Genomic DNA, 18,184 nt, shown 5'->3' on the forward strand with positions numbered 1-18,184 from the left:
GATCAGGTTGAGGCCGATCGTCAGATGAAGGTCTGGTCAGATGAAGGTCGTCCAGCTGTTGCCGGTTCCAAGGATGTAGGCGCCCGTCCCTGGTACGAGATTGACTCCTTCCAGTTTCCCGATCAGTTCATCGGCATTGCTGAAGCGGTTATCGCCGTTGCCCAGAAAGATCTCGGTGGATCCTCCCGAGAAGCGATAGAGGTACTGGGAATCGCTGCGCAGCTGCAGCTTGTCGTCGGCGGCATTGAAGTCTTTGATCAGGGCATAGTCCTCAGTGCCTTGGGAGAGGCGGGAGCCATCGTTGTAGAAGGTGCCGCGGCTGTCGGCCAGGAGAAAGGTGTCCCGGCCGCCGCCGCCGGTGAGGCTGTCAATCTGGTTGCGGCCCAAGGCTGCGGCCGAGGTGCCGCTGGAGGGAACTCCGGCGATCCGATCGTCGCCATTGCCGCCGGTGACGGTGTTGTTGCCAGTGGTGCCCCAGAGGATCTGGTTGGTTGGGGGCGGTGGCGCAGCGTCGTTGTCGGCAATGGTGACAGTGGCCGAGCCCGTGCCGATCGCGTAGGCGGAGCCGGGCGCAAGATTGAGGACCAGGGTTTCAGGCCCCTCCACCAGCGTGTCGTCCACTGGCGTGATGGTGAGGACGACGGACGTCTGGTTGCTGGCAAAGGTGATGGTGCTGCCCAGGCTGGGCGCGTAGTCGGCCGCGGTGGCCGTGCCGCCAAGGCTGAAGTTCACCGTCAGGGACTGGCCGAGGGTCCCGCCACTGCGGGTGAGGGTGAAAGAGCCGGGCGCTTGGCCTGCTTCCGCCGCTGCAGCACCGCTGGCTGCCACCGACACCATCGGCAGGGTTGGGTCCACCACCAGCGCGCCCAGCCGGTCGAGGGCGGCGGGGATGTTGAGCCGGCCGCCGGTCACGGTCTTGTTGGCCAGAGAGGCTGTGGGGGTCGCGGATTCGAGCAAGGCCCGCTTGATCTGGGCGGCGGTGGCGCTGGGAAACGCCGACTTGAGCAGCGCCGCCGCTCCTGCGACGTGGGGCGAGGCCATCGAGGTGCCGCTCTTGTTGCCGTAGCCCCCCCCGGGCACGGTGGAGAAGACGGAGGAACCAGCCGCCCCGAGATCCACCGACACCGATCCGAAGTTCGAGTATCTCGCCAGGGCGCCTGTGCTGGTGATGGCAGCCACGGCGATCACGTTGCTGCTGGAGTAATTGGAGGGGTAGCTGGGATTCAGGTCGTTGTCGTCGCCGATGCCGTCGAGGCCGCCGTTACCGGCTGCCGCGATGAACAGCAGATCCTGTTGGGTGGCCCGATCGATCGCGTTTTCGAGGGCCCGGGAATAGCCACCACCGCCCCATGAGTTATTGGTGCCCACAAACTGGCCTGTTTCCCCCCGTTGCCCCGCTTGGATCTTGGCGGTGGTGAAATAGTCGAGCGCCAACACGGCATCGCTGAGGCTGCCGCTGCCTGAGCGGGCGAGGAACTTCAGGGGCACCATCTGCACCTGCCAGTTCACGCCTGCCACGCCAAGAGCGTTGCCGCCCATGGCCCCGACGGTTCCAGCCACATGGGTGCCGTGGCTGTTGTCGTCGTAGGGGTCGTTGTCGTTGTTGGCGAAGTCCCAACCGATCAGGTCATCCCTGTAGCCATTGCTGTCGTTGTCGACCCCGTTTTCCCAGCCTGAGCGGCTGTCAAGCATGTCCCCGGCATCGATGTAGCCGTTGCCGTTCCAGTCGGTGAGCCCGGCGGCGGGATTGGAACGGTTGGTGGCGTTGTTGAGGTCGCGGAAACTGATCAGTTGGTCGCCATCGGTGTCGACCAGTGAGCTGAAAAAGCTCAGACCCTGGAGCTCGCCCTGGTTCAGCCAGATGTTGAGGTAGAGGTCGGGGTGGGTGTAATCGATGCCGGAGTCGACGATTCCCACAACCGTGGTGGTGGTCCCGGTGATGTCCCGCCCCCAGGCACCGACTGCGCCAGAGCCGAAGCCAGTGCTCTGCATGCCCCAGAGCGTGCTGAGGGAGGGATCGTTGCTGACCTGCTGGATGCCAACGCGCCCATCCTGTTCAGCGAACATGACTTCGTATCGCTGGCCGTAGCTCCGCAGCAGTCGCTCCCTGGCCTGGGCATCCGCGGGTGCCCGCACCACATCCAGCACCCCCTCCCCGGCCTGTTGCATGGGCAGGGTATGGATGGAGCGCAGGACTGTTCCCCCCAGCTCCCGGTGGATGGACGTGCGCCGGGTGGCGTCGATGTTGAGGCGCCACTGGACGAGCAGCTGTTGCACAGGGCCGTCGGGACCTTCGGCCTGTCCGCTCGGGGTCGTCGTGTCTGCCTCAAGATCCCAGGCCGGCCGTGGGATGGATGGGCTCAGATTGCTTTGGCCAGAGGGCGTTTGAGAGTGGCCCATCGCTCGAAATCCGGGGGATCAGCCCTTGGCTGGTTCAAGAGCTTCATCATGGTGCCGCTGCAGGAGGCTCTTTGGGAGCGGTCCCTCCAAATGTTCCCAAGGCAACAACTTTTCATGGGGCCAGCGCTGGTGGATCACCTCCTGCCAGGGCGGCGGTGACGGCAGCGCAGCGGGTGCGGCGGCCAGGGCGTCGCGATAGGCGGCCTTCCAGCCGCCCAGCTGCCCGTGACGGCCACGCACGGCGGCGATCACTGGCGCTAGGCGCCGATCGCTGCGGGAGAGCAACGCCTGGATCACGCTCCAGCCGTAGCTCTCGGGCCGCAGCTCGATGCCCTTGGGTTGAAGGCGGCGGGCCAGCCGCTTGAGCCGCTTCTCCGCTTCCGGCCGCACCCCTTCCCACTGGAAGGGGGTGTGGGCCTTGGGCACAAAGGTGCTGACCCCGAGGCTGAGGCGCAGCCCTGGTGTGGCCGCCTTGATGGCGAGCAGCAGATCGGCGGTGGCTTCGATGTCGGCGTCGTCTTCCGTGGGCAGGCCGGCCATGCCGTAGAGCTTCAGGCCAGTGAGCCCGCCTTCCTTGGCGTAGCGGGCGGCGGCGAAGATCTCCTCGGTGGCGAGCTTCTTGTTCACCACCAGGCGCATGCGTTCGCTGCCGCTTTCAATCGCGATCGTGAGCGACTTGCTGCCCCGCTTGGCCAGGATCCGCCCCAGCTGGGGGGTCACGGTGGCGGCCCGCACCGAGCTGACGCTCACGCGCGTGCCCTCGAAGCGATCGCCATCCAGCCAGGTGAGCAGATCGGCGAACTGCGGGTGCTGGGTGACGGAGGCCCCCAGCAGGCCCAGCCGCTGGGTGGCGGCCAGACCCTTCTCCACGGCGGGGATGAGGCCGTCGTCGAGGGAGGGGGTGCGGAAGGGCAGGGTGAGGTAGCTGGCCAGGCAGAAGCGGCACAGCTCCGGGCAGCTGCGCACCACTTCCACCATGTGGATGGAGGGCCAGGCCGCCTCCGGGGTGATCACGGTGGAGTGGCTGAGGGTGTTGCCGCGCCAGGTCTGCTTGGCGATGGTGGCCGGCAGGCCCGGCTCGGTCGGCTCCACCGCCAGCAGCTCTCCTGCTGTGCCGTAGCGAGGGGCGTACAGCGATGGCACGTAGATGCCGGGAATCTGGGCGAGTGTCCGCAGTCGCTCGGCCCGTGGCGCCTGGCGCCGGGCCTGGACGGCATCGATGAAGGCGGGCAGCAGCAGCTCGCCATCGCCCAGCAGCACTGCATCGAAGAAGGGCGCCAGCGGTTCGGGGTTGGCGGTGAGCACCGGACCGCCGCCGAACACGATCGGATCGCGCTCGCCCCGCTCCTGGCTCCAGAGCGGAATGCCCAGCTGCTCCAGCAGATCGAGCAGCACGGGGCCATCGAGCTCCCAGCTGAGCGACAGGCCGAACAGATCGAGCTGGCGGTGAGGCGGATCGCCCTGGTCGGTGAACAGGCGCCGCACATCCACATCGCTGCGGCTGGCCAGGCTGGCCCACACCACCTGGTAGCCCAGGCTGGTGATCCCCACTGAATAGGTGCTCGGAAAGGCCAGCACCGCCTTCAGCGCCCCCAGCTCCGGCACGGCGGGCTCAAACAGCAGGGTTTCCTGATTCAGGGGTGGAGGGAGGCGTTGGCCTTCATCTTGCAGGCGCGACCGGCAGGGCTGCCGTGGCCCACGGGGGAGGGAATGGACGGTTGCGGGAATCCTTGGGTTGTGCTCCTCTGGCCAGCGAATGACCGCCCCTCGCCATGCAGGCTTGATCCAGCCGCCCGGTGAACACCTATGAGCAGTGGCTGCGGCGCTTCCTGCGCTTCCACGGCCTGCGACACCCACGGGAAATGGGCAGCTCTGAGGTGAATGCCTTCCTCGCCCATCTGGCGGTGGAACGGAAAGTGAGTGCCTCCACCCAGAACCAGGCGCTGGCGGCACTGTTGTTTCTCTACCGGGAGCTGCTGAAGCAGGATCTGGATTTCCAGCGTCGCGAACTCACGGTTCGCAACGGCAAGGATCGCCGCAGCCTGCTGCCCAACCGTGTGGGCCAGCAGCTGCAAGACCACCTGGTGGCCGTGCGGCGGGTGCATCGCCAGGATCTCGCCGAGGGCTATGGCCGGGTGCCACTACCCCATGCTCTGGGGAGGAAGTATCCCAACGCTCCGGTGGAGTGGGGCTGGCAGTGGGTGTTTCCACAACACCACCGATGGTGCGATCCGGCCACGGGTGAGCAGGGCCGGCACCATCTCGATCCCAGCATGATTCAGAAGGCCGTGCGGCGAGCGGTGCTTGCTGCAGGGATCCACAAGCCGGCGTCACCCCACACCTTCCGCCATTCGTTTGCCACCCATCTCCTGGAGCGGGGCCAGGACATCCGCACGATCCAGGAATTGCTGGGGCATAAGGATGTGCAGACAACCATGATCTATACGCATGTGCTGAACCGCGGGCCCTTGGGAGTCAGCAGTCCGGCCGACCTTCTGTAACAAAGTGAACTGTTTTATGCGGGTCCGCCGAGAACCTGGGTCCCTTGGCTGGGAAAGCCTGGGATCATTGGTCTGGCCTGGGTTTGTGTCTCTTTGCCCTCAGTCCTTACCTCTCTTAGGCTTCACTGGGTAAGCACAGCGAGGCTTTCACTGGGTCCGCCCAATCAGCGTTAGCCGAATCCCTGGGAGCGGCGCCGGGCTGAGGAGAGGATCAGGATACGCCCTAGCATGGAATGTTGCTACAGTGGCGTCAATAGGGGGCTCAACATGAATTTCACTTTGGAGTGCGAACAAGAAGTAGACGGTCGTTGGATCGCCGAGGTACCGGAGCTATCCGGAGTCCTTGCATACGGAACTTCCTCTGCTGATGCAATGGCAAAAGCTGAAGTCCTAGCCCTTCGTGTTATCGCTGATCAGCTTGAGAATGGTGAAGCAGAGCCAGTCAGCATCCAGTTTTCAGTTCCACTCTCTGCATGAGTAATTGGCCGTCAGCCAAAGCCAAGAGAGTATTGGCAGCCTTGCAGGCTATTGGATGGAGAGTTAAGCGTCAGTCAGGATCGCACAAGACGCTTGAACATGCAGTCTATCCGGACTATGTCTTTGCATTCCATGATGGCGAGGAGATTGGCCCAAAGATGTTGTCTCGAATCGCCAAGCACACTGGTCTCGAACCTGTGGATCTGTGATGAAGGCTGGAAATCGGCTAACAATGCCATACACCTGAGCCGCCCCCGGATGATCTCTGTTCAACTTCCTGTTTCTCGGCGGTCAGGTGATGGCAAACGTTAGGCCACGCAATCGCCACCTATGCCAGCAATCAATGACCAAGGTGACGGATTTTCGCGGACCGTCCGCGAACTGAAACTGCTGCTTGGTCAGCTTGAATCACCGGACAAGCCGTTCCTCTGGTACACCCAACTCGGCTACCACGGGTACGGGATCAGTGTTCACCAATCACACCTCCAATACCTCAAGGACCTGAATGAATTTCTAGTTCCGGATCTACCCGTGTTTGACGAGGAAACAATAGAGCGCTGGCAACTAGTCAACGAACTGCTGGTAGAGGGACTTCCTCCAACCAGGGCAGGTAGATCGCGCATCTCAAGCGGCGCATCAATGCTCGGCTGTCTAGCAGCGTTCCCCACACTGGAAGAAGTGGCCAGAAAGATCTCAATGCGGTGGGATGAGGATGGCGTGCTCCAGCAAGCAGTCGTAAGCAGCGACAACCTTTCAACATGGAAGCCAGATGGAACATTCGAGCCAAAGACATACAAGGTGGGACATCGGATAGTTGTCCTTTCCCACAAGCTTCAACTCATGCACAAAGCTCTGGACCCGCGCCTGGCAAGTCTCCTTGATACCTTGGATCAAGCCTTTCGGCGGCCAATGATTCAAGGACTAGACCAACCCATGAGTCCGCTGTACGAAAGACTGCAATTCTTTCGCGATCACTGGCTCCATGGCCGACGTTTCCAGGGTTGGGAGGCTCTTTTGGTTAGCTTCTTACTGTCCCTAATCTACTTTGGCTCCGCGATTGCACGCGATGCAGACGCGTCAAACGGCGAGGCCTAACCATTCGCTCAACCGGACCCATTGCGGCATGCGGCTAAAGGCCCGCCATTTCATTCTGGGCCTTTAGCCACACGCCGCAACGGTCCGGTTAGCTCAAACGTTATGCGGCATACTGATGCCATGAATCAAGTTCAAGCTAGGCAAGCCGTTCTTGCCGATCTGCAGGTTCTCGCACCGCTGCTAGATGCCTATCGTGTCTTCTACGGAAGCGACAGCGATGTTGAGGCAGCGAGCCAATTCCTGTTAGAGCGTTTCAACAAGGGAGAATCAGTGCTCTTCATTGCGATTGCCGCGGACACTGCTGTTGGCTTTTGCCAGCTCTATCCATCCTTTTCCTCTGTTTCACTGGCAAGGACATTTATTCTCAATGATCTGTATGTGATGGAGAGTTATCGAAAGCAAGGCATTGCGACCATGCTTCTTAAGGCAGCTGTTGAGTTTGCCAAGGATCACGGAGCCTTAAGGCTGACCCTTTCAACTGCAATCACCAATCGCACGGCTCAAAGTCTCTATGAGCACGCTGGTTGGATTCGCGATCAGGACTTCTATGTTTACAGCCTCAAGTTATCCGCATAACATCCTGCTGCACCTGACCGCCTTTACAGAGGCTCTCTCAAACTTGGAGCTCTCTGCGGCAGGTGAGCAGGGCGTTGGGCTGACTAACACCGGCAAACCACAGAGTCAGAGCTGATACACAGTCGTTCTATTAAAATCTACAGGGAAGAAGTATTCTCATTTCCATACCATTCCAGCGCATAATCATAAAGGCTGTCAAGAACCTCAGAAAGTTGTTTCCCGCGCTCAGTCAATCTATATGCGACTCTAGGAACCGTGCTTTGCTCAACTTGACGGTCGATAAGCTGAATGGATTCCAGCAAGCGTAATCTATCTGCAAGGACCTTTGTAGATATTCCATCAACCTTCCGCTTCAGTTCACCAAAGTGCAATTCGCCATGGGAGCTTAGGATCCACAAGATGTAGATTGACCACTGTGCCGAAATATGGCCAATTAATAATTCAAGCGGGCAGCTCATCTGTTTGACCATTGGACGGAGGAGGTAGTTACCAAGTGGAAACCGATTGACTTTTGCGTCGGATAGCGCGAGGTTTGCGCTGTCCTGAGCAGGTCCAACGCTAGTCCATGGGAACGCTACTGCACATTGACTCAAGTCCTCGCGGCGAATATTCCAGCTCGCGACTACTTGCCAGCACTTTCATGACAGCATGGAAGGAGAGCCATCCAGGCGAAAGTGTTATCTATCGCGACCTGAGGAATACGTGTATACCTCATATCACAGAAGAATGGATTGCCGCAGACTTTGCTCCAAGGGATGCATTGACAGCGGAGGCGCGTCAAGTGCTCGCCCTGTCCGACATATTGGTAGACGAGTTCCTTGCTGCAGACAGATGTTTATACAGCGTTCCGATGTATAATTTCGGAATCTCATCCAGCTTTAAAGCCTACATCGACAATCTTGTTCGCTTTGGCCGAACATTTGCGTCTGATCACGGATGCTACCAAGGGCTTGCAAAAGAGAAAAAGGTTTTATTTATCACTGCTCGCGGCGTTGAGTATGACTCAAGCTCGCCCTATCACGGATGGGATACACAAGAGCCTGGGCTAAGGTATGCATTCCAGTTCATGGGAGTTTCTGACATCAGCTTTATTCATGCATGTGGCCTTGACTTGGGAGAGGAGTCTCGGCGCAGCAGTATTGAGAAGGCCAAAGGCGAAGTTTTGAGCTTTATATCATCCTGGTAGTTGACGAGCAGCCCAACATCAAGATCCAGCGGACGAGATCAGTAGAGTGTCCAAGTCGTCCATCTCGTGCTCGCCGCTGATCTTGAGCGTTAGCCAACCTGGGAGATTCTCGTGGACGTCGTAGAAGGCAGAAAGCGCCAGGCTTCAGCAGCGATCAAGGCGGCCTTTGGCACGGAAGCGGGTGAGGACAGTGTTGACCTATTCGTCTCCCATCATCTAACGGAACTCCCTGCGAGCTACTGGTCGGAACGTTGTGGCTCAGGCTCTCCCGAGCCAGAGGTTGTTCTAGGTCTGCTTGAACTTCACGACTCATGGGGTGAAGGTGAAGTCGAGTACTTTGACTTCACCCTTCCGGGTGACGTAACGGACTATCAGATCAGCGTTCACTTTGATGACACTGGGACAATTGACAGCATCTCAATGGAAAGCTAACGCGGCTTGGTTACCTAACAACTCGCTGGAGCGCTCGCGTGATGCATAACGTGCCAACTTTGAACGCCTATGTGCGCGGCGCTAAGCGAAGCCGTTGGACGGCTTAGGTTGTCAGTGAGGGCTGCTGCCAAAAGATTACTGGTCAGCGCTCAAAGTCAAGTAGGTGCACTCAACCTTTTAACTTTGCGATCATTTCAGCACGAGCAGAAACGTCTAGCTTCTGAAACATCCGCTTGAGTGCTTGCTTCACTGCGTCTTGGCTGATAATCAGCTTCAAGCCAATTTCTCGATTGCCGAAGCCTTGAGCAACTAATTCCGCATTGTCAATTTCTCGTGGAGTTAGACAACCATTGAAAGATGGTGTGATCGCAAAGCGCAGAGTTGCCATACGAACGGATAAGTGTTGACATAGAGAACTCAGCTGAATCAGGTCAGTATCGTTAAAGCTAGGAAGCTCTTTTCCACGCAGAAAATAGATTCCGCCGATTATCCGACCAGAACCTATTAAGGGTGCAACCATTGCATGTTCAAGGCCATAAACGCAAAACACGTATTGGTAAAGCTTGCTCTGGTGCCAATCCTTTAGCGACTGAACTGATAGGTGATGAACCGGAGTTTGTTCCCGTACCATGCGTTGGCTGATCGGATCTGCACTTTGCCCAACTTCTCGATAGCGATCGCGAAACGAATCTGGCAAGCCCCAAAGGTCTGACTCAACCACTCGAAAACGGCTATCTAGCAAATCTAGCCCCCAGGCAGTCGCTCCGACCAGTTCACCTGCTTTATCGATGAAGCAAGCACGCAACTGCGCTTCATTTGAAACGCTAGTCAGCTTTTTTATCAGAGGATCAAATCGCATAAACTTGTACCCAGTTGGGGACTTGGCGAGATCGTGATGCAATTCTATTTTACAGAAGTGATCCGCAATCCAGATTTCTTATGTCTATCCCCGTTTCATCCTTGTTTGTTGGACTCAATGGATTGACTGCGTTTGCTTTGTCTTGCATTGTTGTGATGGAGCGCGCCAAAACTCGGATTTGGCATGGAGAAGCTAAGTCGGAGGTGCGCTGCCAGCCCAGCTATCTTGACCATCCCAATGCATGGGCAGCTTTTGTTGAAAGCTACACTCAGAAATCTTTGATCACAAAAATATCTGAAGATGGTATTCTGCAGCGCAAAGTGCGTGCCCATGGCAATTTTACGGAATATGTACCCTTGGGAATATTGTTGATCGCCATGTTGGAACTGATGCACTCACCGGCTTGGATGCTCTGGTTGCTTGGAAGTGCGCTAACGATAGGACGGGTCGCTCACGCATGGGGCTTGATCACCACTTATGGTCCCTCACCAGGTCGTGCAGTTGGATTCTTCCTGACTTGGCTGGTTTACATTGTTGGCGCGATTACCTGCATTTACTACGGTGTCGTTGGAGTTCTCTCGTGATTGCCAGCCCCCAAAACGTCATGGCAGCGGACGGACGAAAGCCGCTTGTAGGGTTGCCAAGTCTGTTTGCTGCTGCTGCATTCTGCCGTTCTGTCGCATTGATGCCACTTCGCGAGCCGATGGCTGAACCACGATGACAACCATCACTTCTACCACATTCATCCTTACAGTTCGTGACTTTGATGTTGCACGTGAGTTCTATATTGAAAAGCTCGGATTCGTCGAGGATATGGCTGTGGATGGCTGGTAATACCTCAGGCGCGGGGCTTATGAGGTTCGTCTCGGTCATTGCCCAGATGTTGTTCCGATTGCGGCGTGCGGAGAACATTCATCGTTCGCATATCTCCATGTCTTGGATGCGGAGGCGCTGTATGCCGAGTACGCCTCGGCAGGCGTACCTATTTGGCACGAGCTTGAGGACAAACCTTGGGGCCTTCGGGAGTTCGGGATTTCTACTCCAGACGGCCACAAGATCCTTCTCGGGCAGGACTTGGAGCCGTGATCTACGAATGCAACCTATCTGTTCGCTCAGGCTTTAGCTGTTCAGAATGCCCGTCTTGGCTAAGCTATGGCATTCAGTCTGGGGTTCATGGCGAGCGAGTTGCGTGAGGGTGAGCGGGGCTTGTCAGCTCGAACAGAGCTATCCTGTTGAAAGCATGGGACGACTTTCATGGCGAATCCGGGTGAGCGCGTCACGAACGTAACCTCAACGGAAGACAATCTGATCGTCGACCTCGCAGACGGAAGATCAATCTCGGTGCCTCTGGCTTGGTATCCCCGTCTTCTCCATGCATCACAAGATGATCGAGATCATTGGGAAGTGGCTGGAGCTGGTTTTGGGATTCACTGGCCAGCAATCGATGAGGATTTAAGTGTGGAAGGACTTCTTCGTGGAGCACCAGCGCCTCGCGTGAGAGTGGTGAGCAGCTAACAAGCCCCTGGAGTGGACAGGCCACCACAGGCTTTAGCGTTGCCACCGCAAACTCCTTGCCTGCCACTCAGGGGCGGCGTTAGGCAAGCCAATCAGATCAGCTCAACGGAAGTGATGAGGTAATCCACAGTTGTCTTTATCCACAGACCCAAGAGTCGAACCGAAAGCCAAGCACTGAGCGGCAGAGGGGAGGCAAGGAGCAAGAGCTGCATCCTGGGGCTGATAGACCGCTCGTGCCTCAGCTGCGATCTCTATGTGGGCCAGGTCGAGGATGCGATCGGTGCCGGTCTGCTGCTCCATCAGACAAGACTGGATCAGGCGGATGGTGGTAGCCCGTTGGCGTTGACCAAATGGCCCGTTCCAGCGCGCAGGTGGTCCCATTCCTGCCGCACCTTGGTCTCCGCCGACCGCTGCGCCTGCCTGCAGGGTCCGTGCGCCAGCCACCTACGTGCGGCCAGGTGTTCGACGGGCGTCGCTACCTGGAGCAGGGAACCGACGCTGCGGGATGGGGCCCCACTGGATCCGCGACGGTGATGGCCTGGATGCCTGCTGCGGATGCTGTCCGGCGGATCTCAGCGTTCAGTCACAAGGCTCAATCGAGGCGGCAGACAGCCCATACGCTCAGGAGGTTCCAGTGGAACCGCACTGGGACATCCCTACATCTACCAGCTCGATGAAGACTCGCCTCCAACGCGCCGGTGCCCTGCTGGGTCCTGGCCTCCTGCTGCTCACGGCGTCCGCTCCGTTCCATCAGCTCGCGTCCGCCGAGACGCTGGTGCGAGCCGCGGGTCGCTGCAAGCTGGAGAGAGCGGGCAATGAGCTCTTCAACGGTCACTGCAGCTTCAAGCACAAGGCGGCCGGCGGCACCGATGCCTTTGTGGTGAAGCTCGATGACGGCACCGACTTCAACTTCTCTGGCCCCAACCCTGAGGCTCTGCAACTGCAGACCTACGCCGGGATCGTGAACGTGCGCCACAACGCCAAGCCCGACCACGATGTGTTCCTGTGGAACGCAGACGGGGGAGATCATCGCCTCTCGGTGAAGCTCGACAACGTGCAGAACCCTGACGTGGATTTCGAGGACAGGCCCCAGAAGGCCACCAGCGCAACTCTGGTCGGTGTCGCGCTGGGAGGGCTGATCGGCGCTCTGATTGCCGGATCGAACAAGGGCGGCAGCAGCTAACCCGCCCGCGTGGGAGCCCCGGTGAGCGCACTGCAGCCGCTGGTGGGGGTGAAGGGCGCCAGTGCTGAGAGCGAGATGACCAGCAAGGGGTACACCTACCGCGGTGGCGACCAGATCGGCGACAGTGCCTTCACCTACTGGGAGCAGCCCCGCACCAACAACTGCGTGGCTGTGCGTACCACCAACGGACGGTATCAGTCGATCACCTATACCGAACCCAGCAAGTGCAGGTGATCGCCTGAACGCTCAGGCCATTGATTGCTCTGGCCGCCGGCCCTCCGGACGGCGGCCTTGGCCTTGACCTGTGACATCCAGAATGACATAGACCGCCTTCAATTCAGCCACGGAATCAATGGGAGACTCTGGAAAGGCCAGTACGACCGCGAGGTGATTCCCCTGCCAGTGCAGTGCTAGGCGCGCTTATCCGATTCGCTGTCTTCAGCCTGCTGAGCATGACACGTCGAGCCGCAAGCCAACCGTATGGATCGGAGTCCACTTATACCTGGGCTATCTGGCAATCCTCTTTGCCACATGGATCATCAATGGGGTCGACTACAATCGGATTGGCGAGAATGCGCTAACTACGAAGCTGTGGTATGCGTTTCCAACTCTTTTCGGATCCGCATTCCTTGTGGTTGCCATCACTGCCCTGGGATGGTGGCGCATGGTTCTGTTCGATAAAACGAAATCCGGCCCTCAGTGGGTTTGGATCCTTCCTGTTGCGATGGCGGGGGTCATTGCGCTCAACTTCCTGGGTGTGGTACCGAAACAGCCCACCTCTGAGCTTCTTGGTTGGTCACTACTCGGAGACGTGGGAGTTGGATTCGGCGAGGAAATGATCACTCGGGGAAGCCTGATCGTGGGCCTTCGAAGTCGCGTTAGTGAGGGCAAGGTATGGCTGATCAGTTCCCTCTTGTTTTCCGCACTTCATCTTCCTAACGTCCTCTTCGGATTTCCGCTATGGGCCATGCCTGTGCAAGTGCTGTTGACATTCGTCATGGGCAGTGGCTTCTACGCCATTCGCCGCATGTCCGGCACTCTGATTCTATCGATGATTCTGCATGGGCTTTGGGACAGTGCCTTGTTCCTTAACGTCGCTGTCGGCGGAGTACCCTCCTCTATTCAATACTCCGTGTACCCCATCGCGATCATCTGCGTCATCGCAGTCCTTCGTTGGGGGCGGAATGCGCAAGCCCAGTAAATCAGGCCATCGGCGATCAGCAACATTCCGGAGTAAAAGCGAAGTAGGTTATTTAATTCTCCCCCCGAAGCGTCCGATGCGTTCTCCACTCGCCTCACTGGGCGCTGGCCTCCTGGCCATCAGCCTCCCCGATGGGGGCGCCCTGGCCCAGGTGGCGATCGAGAGTCAACGGGTCACGTTTCGAGCCGGCGCCGATTCCGCCTTGCTCAAGGGCCAGCTCAAGGGCGACCAGACCGTCGACTACAAACTGCGGGCCGGCGCCGGTCAGACCCTGACGGTGGAGCTCAAGGGGTCCAATCCGCAGAACTACGTCAACGTGATGGCGGCCGGGACCGACACCGCCTTGTTTATCGGCAGCAGCTCCGGCAACCGCTTCCGTGGCCTCCTGCCCAGCGATGGCGACGTGAGGGTGAGGGTGTACCTGATGCGGCCGGCGGCGCGCCGCGACGAAACGAGCACCTACAGCCTGAAGGTGGGGATCGGCGGTGCCCCCCTCGCCCCTGTGCCCGCTTCCCGCGATGCCCTGATCCCCGGCACTCCCTATCACGCTTCGGCGGAGGTTCCTTGTGTGTCCGGGAGCAGCGGCAAGGCCACCAGATGTAAGGCCTTCGTGATCCGCAGGGCCAACAACAGTGCCACGGTGGTGGTGACGAACCCCGAGCGGCAGAAGCGTCAGTTCCTGTTCGTGAAGGGAAAGGCGGTTGCTTCGGATCAACCTGAGCGGCTCTCGGTGCAGCGTCGCGGGGATAGCTCGGTGCTCAGTCTTGGCGAGAACTTTGAACGCTATGAGATTGTCGATGCCCTGGTGGTGGGGGGCTGAGCCCTCTGCCGGCTCGATCCCATCGGTGACCGGGGCGACGGGTCGAGCCATTCCCCGCATCTTCATCAGGGGGCAGCTGGTCTGGCTGCCTTGGTGGCCCTGAAGAGCCTGCTCCAACCCGGTACCTGCGTGACGCTATCGACACGCCGCAACGGAGCCGATCACCCTTGAGGGAATGCTGCCGGCACCAAACAGATCCGGCGCTGAACTGTTGAATCTGGGCATAGGAATGAAGCATGCCGCTCATGACGACGTGAGCAATCTCGAAGCCAGGTGATGGTGAGCGTTGGTTTGAGGTGTTAACTCCCACTAAACTGGAGAGGGTCAATAGAGGAAGAGACGTTGGCACGTGAAGGAGTTGCCCGAGTGGGGAGCCGAACGCTGGCTTATCTTGAAACGGGTGACGATGGCGGACCACTTGTCATCCATAATCACGGAGGGCCATCCAGCCGCTTGGAGGCCTTGCTCTTCGATTCCTGTGCAAGTGCCCATGGGCTGAGGTTTGTCTGTGTTGACCGGCCTGGTATCGGTGGGTCCGATCTTCAGCCGGGCCGCACCTTCGCGTCATGGGCAAACGACCTCCAGACGTTGGCTGATTCCTTGGGTGCACAGCAGTTCGCGGTGACCGGCTGGTCTGAAGGGGGTCCGTGGGCTCTTGCCGCCGCAGCCTATCTAGACCCTGGTCGCCTTGCCCATGTCACATGCATTGCTGGTGCCAGCTACGGAACGTTTGGAGATAACTGGGCCGTCAAGTACCAAAGTAGCGTGGATGCGCTTGGTGGGCGCCTCGCGTTGCACTTCCAGCCTGGCTTCAGGCTCATGTATGAACTGCTTGGATTGAGTGCTACCCACTTTGAAGCCAACTATCTGCAGGCTCTGAGGAAGTCGATGGGTGTCTCTGATCAGGAGGTCCTGGCAGATGAGCAGGTCTGTCAATCCTTTCTGGAGGCATCACGGGAATGCTTTCGGCAGGGCGTTGAGGGGCTTGTCGCTGACGCCACGATGCTCTACGAGGCTTGGCCGTTTGACATGACCAAAGTGACGCGTCCGGTCCACTTCTGGCAGGGAACTGATGACAAACTGGTGCCTGAACCCATCAATCGGATGGTGGCGGACAAGACCCCTGGTGCCATCTGGCGTTCCATCAGCGGAGGAGGCCACTTCATTGCTATCAGCCATGCGAACGAGATTCTTGCTCAGGTGGCCAGCGATCTTGCCAAGGCGCCAACCTGACACCACACAGCCGATGGCCCATCTCGATGGGCCTTGGCATTGATCGGGCCTTGATGACGCCTCGCGTACCCACGATCCCTGCAGCGCCCCGATCCATTCAGAAGGGCACGCCTCTCAAGCACCTGCTGGGCCAGGAGGCCATTGAGTGCCTGGCGACCAACCTGCAGATTGTTGATGCAGACTTTCCGGTTCGCCGATTCTGCGAATCCGCCCTGGCAGGCATTGAGCCGTTGGCCATCATGCAGCGTGGAGTGCATATCGCCAGGGCGCTTCGTGACGTCCTGCCTGGGAACTACGAGGAGGCTGTTCAGGTCCTCATGGCGTCGTTGACGCCGGAGAAGTCAGCAGCAGAAGAGATGGGGCTGGCAGGCTTCTTCTATCTTCCACACAGCTTCTTTATTTCTGAGTACGGGCAGGATGTCCAACACAGCAGTGGCAACGACCCTTTTGACACGTCGATGCTGGCTTTGCATGCCCTCACCATGCGGTTCACCTCGGAATTCGCCATCCGCACGTTTCTGATCCAGCAGCAGACGCGCACTCTGGAGAAGGTTGATCAGTGGATCACCGACCCTAATCCGCATGTAAGGCGCCTCTGCAGCGAGGGGACGCGGCCAAGGCTCCCTTGGGGGAAACGCATTCCTTCGTTTGTGGCCGATCCGAGGCCAACGCTTCCCATCCTTGAATCTCTGAAGAACGATTCATCGCTGTACGTCCGCCGCAGCGTTGCCAACCACCTGGGGGACATCGCCAAAGACCATCCGGAACTCGTCTTTACCACCTGTGAGCGTTGGTTGCGGGATGGTGCCTCCGCTGACCTGCAGTGGCTGATTCGGCATGCGGTTCGTTATCCCGCCAAGCAGGGAGATGCACGTGCGCTGAAGATACGTGCAGCAGCCAAGGGCGGCGCGTTGTAAGGCGCTCCACCATGGCCTGAGCCATCATCCCAGCCATGCCATCCGAGCGATGACGTTCTTCTCCTTCCTTGTTCCTCTGGTGGTTCACTACGTGCTGGTCGCGTTGCCCCTGGGCCTGGGGCTGCTGGCCTTGGCACGGACACGCCCCGGCCGTAGGCGCCTGGCTTGGGTCATGGTGGCTGGCCTGTTGGCGGTGTTGGGTGGCGCTCTGGTGCTGCTCCAGGGCAAGGCGGTTCTGATGGGTGCGCCAGACGACGGCACCTGGTTCGTGGTGGTGACGGGACTGCTGCCGATCGCCTTAGGGGGCATCAGCCTGCTGCGCTGGTCGCGGCTCTGAGCCTCCGAAGCAGCCAGGCTGGTGACATCAGGGCCAGGTGATGCCGCAGACGCTCCTTTCCACCCTCTCCCGCAGTGAACGGCTGTCGATCGCCGGCACCTACACCCTGACGCTGCTGGAGAACCTCTGCATGCTCGCCTATCCGGCCATCACCGGCTGGGCGGTGGACGGGCTGCTGAAAGGCAGCTACCGGGGCCTTTCGGCGCTGATCGCCGTGTGGCTCGTGCACCTGGTCACGGCCTTCGTGCGGCAGCGCTTCGATACCCGGGTCTTCATGGGCCTCTACGCCCGCCTCGCCGTGCTCACCGTCGCTGAGCAGAAGCACCTCGGTCACGGCACGAGCATCGTGTCGGCGCGGGTCGAGATGATGCGCGACATGGTCGGCTTCTTCGAGGCTGATGTGCCGGCGATGTTCTCCCAGGTGGTGACCGTGGTGGGCTCGCTGGTGATGCTGTTCACCTACGACCTCCAGGCGGGATTCATCGCCATGGCGGTGCTGCTGCCGATGGGGCTCGTCAACGCCTGGTACTGGCGGCGCGCCCTGCGCTTGCATCGCGGCCTCAACGACCAGATCGAACGCGAGATCGCCGACATCGAGGCGGCGCGCCCGCTGCGTCTGCGTCGCCACTTCGGCCGGGTGCGTCGCTGGCATGTGCAGCTCTCCGACAGCGAGTCGTGGACCTGGACCGTGACGGAGCTCGCCACGATTGTGGCGCTGGTGGTGCTGCTGATCGACTTCACCCGATCGCCGGTGTTCAGCGCCGGCGCCATCTATGCCGTGCTCGCCTATGTGTTCGATTACCTCGAGGGCCTCGACAGCGCTCCGTTGATCGTGAACAACATCGCCCGGCTCCAGGACATACGGGCGCGACTGGCACGCTGAGCATCAATGGATCCCGGCATGGGCTGAAGTGATGAGGATGGGATCGCACCCCCTTTCGAGCGCTGCTGACATGACGTGGAGCGTGTCTGTTCAGCAAGCTGTTCGGTTGCCCGCGATCATCGGTGTCGATGTTGCGTCATTCCATCTTTGCGGCTCAGGCTGCGGGTATGTGTGATGGTTGCGTGGTATTCATGCCATGCCGGCACCGGCTTTTGCAAGAATCAGTCATGAGTATCGTGGAGCAGGTTGCATGGCGAAAACTCTCAAAGCGTTGGGCTGGTTCTTTCTTGCGATCGATACGGTTGGATTGGCCTTCATGGTGCAATGGGCGCTAATGGCAAGTTCTCGAGATGGCGAGATAGCCTATGCCGTTGTCTTTCTGCTCTTCGCATTGGCGTTGGTTGGCGTGGGGGGTACGGCGTTGGCGTGCAGTGCAAAACGTGGGTCAGTGCTGGGGCTGTGGTGTTCGACACTGTTTTTGGGAATTCCTCCCGTCATCGTTGCTGCTATACGCATCAGCAATTCCATCTAGTGCCTCATGGATAAGAGAGGCGTTTTTCATTCGGATC

General features: G+C 59.2%; 21 protein-coding genes and 1 pseudogene. 18 read left to right on the forward strand and 4 right to left on the reverse strand.

Annotated elements, in window-relative coordinates; genetic code table 11:
* Positions 1–36 precede the first annotated feature (36 nt).
* Both ACWJI3_RS05070 and ACWJI3_RS05075 read right to left on the reverse strand, forming a co-directional pair.
* Complete coding sequence (locus ACWJI3_RS05070) at positions 37–2,277, reverse strand: S8 family serine peptidase (RefSeq protein WP_480203071.1); 2,241 nt, start codon at positions 2,275–2,277, stop codon at positions 37–39.
* Positions 2,278–2,418: 141 nt separating this feature from the next.
* Positions 2,419–3,978 carry a B12-binding domain-containing radical SAM protein gene (locus tag ACWJI3_RS05075; RefSeq protein ID WP_480203363.1) on the reverse strand — a complete coding sequence of 520 codons (1,560 nt, stop codon included), beginning with the start codon at positions 3,976–3,978 and terminating at the stop codon, positions 2,419–2,421.
* 218 nt (positions 3,979–4,196) lie between these two features.
* Between ACWJI3_RS05075 and ACWJI3_RS05080 the strand changes: the two genes are divergently transcribed.
* The 5 genes from ACWJI3_RS05080 to ACWJI3_RS05100 all read left to right on the forward strand — a co-directional run bounded on the left by ACWJI3_RS05080 (position 4,197) and on the right by ACWJI3_RS05100 (position 7,049).
* A complete protein-coding gene (locus ACWJI3_RS05080) occupies positions 4,197–4,901 on the forward strand; it encodes a tyrosine-type recombinase/integrase (RefSeq protein ID WP_480203072.1) in 705 nt (234 codons plus the stop codon).
* A gap of 267 nt (positions 4,902–5,168) precedes the next feature.
* The gene (locus tag ACWJI3_RS05085; protein ID WP_480203073.1) at positions 5,169–5,378 is read left to right on the forward strand and encodes a type II toxin-antitoxin system HicB family antitoxin; all 210 of its coding nucleotides are present in this window, start codon (positions 5,169–5,171) and stop codon (positions 5,376–5,378) included.
* A complete protein-coding gene (locus ACWJI3_RS05090; protein WP_480203074.1) occupies positions 5,375–5,587 on the forward strand; it encodes a type II toxin-antitoxin system HicA family toxin in 213 nt (70 codons plus the stop codon). Before ACWJI3_RS05085 ends, ACWJI3_RS05090 begins: the two co-directional genes overlap by 4 nt.
* 121 nt (positions 5,588–5,708) lie before the next feature.
* Positions 5,709–6,473: a hypothetical protein gene (locus tag ACWJI3_RS05095; RefSeq protein ID WP_480203075.1), complete on the forward strand. Its 765-nt coding sequence runs from the start codon at positions 5,709–5,711 to the stop codon at positions 6,471–6,473.
* Between the two features lie 120 nt (positions 6,474–6,593).
* Entirely contained in the window at positions 6,594–7,049 is a 456-nt protein-coding gene (locus ACWJI3_RS05100; protein ID WP_255141678.1) for a GNAT family N-acetyltransferase, read from the forward strand.
* A 137-nt stretch (positions 7,050–7,186) separates the two neighbouring features.
* Here ACWJI3_RS05100 and ACWJI3_RS05105 read toward each other — a convergent pair whose 3' ends face one another.
* Positions 7,187–7,507 carry a winged helix-turn-helix transcriptional regulator gene (locus ACWJI3_RS05105; RefSeq protein WP_480203076.1) on the reverse strand — a complete coding sequence of 107 codons (321 nt, stop codon included), beginning with the start codon at positions 7,505–7,507 and terminating at the stop codon, positions 7,187–7,189.
* Positions 7,508–7,614: 107 nt separating this feature from the next.
* On the opposite strand from ACWJI3_RS05105, the gene ACWJI3_RS05110 reads away from it, so the two are divergent.
* Positions 7,615–8,235, forward strand: coding sequence for an FMN-dependent NADH-azoreductase (locus tag ACWJI3_RS05110; protein WP_480203077.1), 621 nt, complete (start codon positions 7,615–7,617; stop codon positions 8,233–8,235).
* A gap of 601 nt (positions 8,236–8,836) precedes the next feature.
* Here ACWJI3_RS05110 and ACWJI3_RS05115 read toward each other — a convergent pair.
* Positions 8,837–9,526: a helix-turn-helix domain-containing protein gene (locus tag ACWJI3_RS05115; protein ID WP_480203078.1), complete on the reverse strand. Its 690-nt coding sequence runs from the start codon at positions 9,524–9,526 to the stop codon at positions 8,837–8,839.
* 80 nt (positions 9,527–9,606) lie between these two features.
* Here ACWJI3_RS05115 and ACWJI3_RS05120 point away from each other — a divergent pair, with 80 nt between their 5' ends.
* The 12 genes and pseudogenes from ACWJI3_RS05120 to ACWJI3_RS05175 all read left to right on the forward strand — a co-directional run bounded on the left by ACWJI3_RS05120 (position 9,607) and on the right by ACWJI3_RS05175 (position 18,147).
* Complete coding sequence (locus ACWJI3_RS05120) at positions 9,607–10,110, forward strand: MAPEG family protein (RefSeq protein WP_480203079.1); 504 nt, start codon at positions 9,607–9,609, stop codon at positions 10,108–10,110.
* A gap of 277 nt (positions 10,111–10,387) precedes the next feature.
* Positions 10,388–10,612, forward strand: a pseudogene (locus ACWJI3_RS05125) (VOC family protein); the annotation flags it as partial.
* Positions 10,613–10,780: 168 nt separating this feature from the next.
* Positions 10,781–11,041, forward strand: coding sequence for a DUF2442 domain-containing protein (locus tag ACWJI3_RS05130; RefSeq protein ID WP_480203080.1), 261 nt, complete (start codon positions 10,781–10,783; stop codon positions 11,039–11,041).
* Positions 11,042–11,714: 673 nt separating this feature from the next.
* Entirely contained in the window at positions 11,715–12,224 is a 510-nt protein-coding gene (locus tag ACWJI3_RS05135; protein WP_480203081.1) for a hypothetical protein, read from the forward strand.
* A gap of 21 nt (positions 12,225–12,245) precedes the next feature.
* A complete protein-coding gene (locus ACWJI3_RS05140) occupies positions 12,246–12,458 on the forward strand; it encodes a hypothetical protein (protein WP_480203082.1) in 213 nt (70 codons plus the stop codon).
* Positions 12,459–12,888: 430 nt separating this feature from the next.
* Entirely contained in the window at positions 12,889–13,425 is a 537-nt protein-coding gene (locus ACWJI3_RS05145) for a CPBP family intramembrane glutamic endopeptidase (protein WP_480203083.1), read from the forward strand.
* A gap of 76 nt (positions 13,426–13,501) precedes the next feature.
* Positions 13,502–14,245, forward strand: coding sequence for a hypothetical protein (locus tag ACWJI3_RS05150; protein WP_480203084.1), 744 nt, complete (start codon positions 13,502–13,504; stop codon positions 14,243–14,245).
* 366 nt (positions 14,246–14,611) lie between these two features.
* The gene (locus ACWJI3_RS05155) at positions 14,612–15,478 is read left to right on the forward strand and encodes an alpha/beta fold hydrolase (protein WP_480203085.1); all 867 of its coding nucleotides are present in this window, start codon (positions 14,612–14,614) and stop codon (positions 15,476–15,478) included.
* 26 nt (positions 15,479–15,504) lie between these two features.
* Positions 15,505–16,395, forward strand: coding sequence for a DNA alkylation repair protein (locus ACWJI3_RS05160; RefSeq protein ID WP_480203086.1), 891 nt, complete (start codon positions 15,505–15,507; stop codon positions 16,393–16,395).
* Positions 16,396–16,444: 49 nt separating this feature from the next.
* Positions 16,445–16,732, forward strand: coding sequence for a hypothetical protein (locus tag ACWJI3_RS05165; RefSeq protein ID WP_480203087.1), 288 nt, complete (start codon positions 16,445–16,447; stop codon positions 16,730–16,732).
* A gap of 40 nt (positions 16,733–16,772) precedes the next feature.
* Entirely contained in the window at positions 16,773–17,615 is an 843-nt protein-coding gene (locus ACWJI3_RS05170) for an ABC transporter six-transmembrane domain-containing protein (RefSeq protein ID WP_094511230.1), read from the forward strand.
* A gap of 250 nt (positions 17,616–17,865) precedes the next feature.
* Positions 17,866–18,147, forward strand: coding sequence for a hypothetical protein (locus ACWJI3_RS05175; RefSeq protein ID WP_480203088.1), 282 nt, complete (start codon positions 17,866–17,868; stop codon positions 18,145–18,147).
* The last annotated feature ends 37 nt before the right edge of the window (positions 18,148–18,184 follow it).

Source organism: Marcopretia estuarina LEGE 06307, from assembly GCF_056633115.1.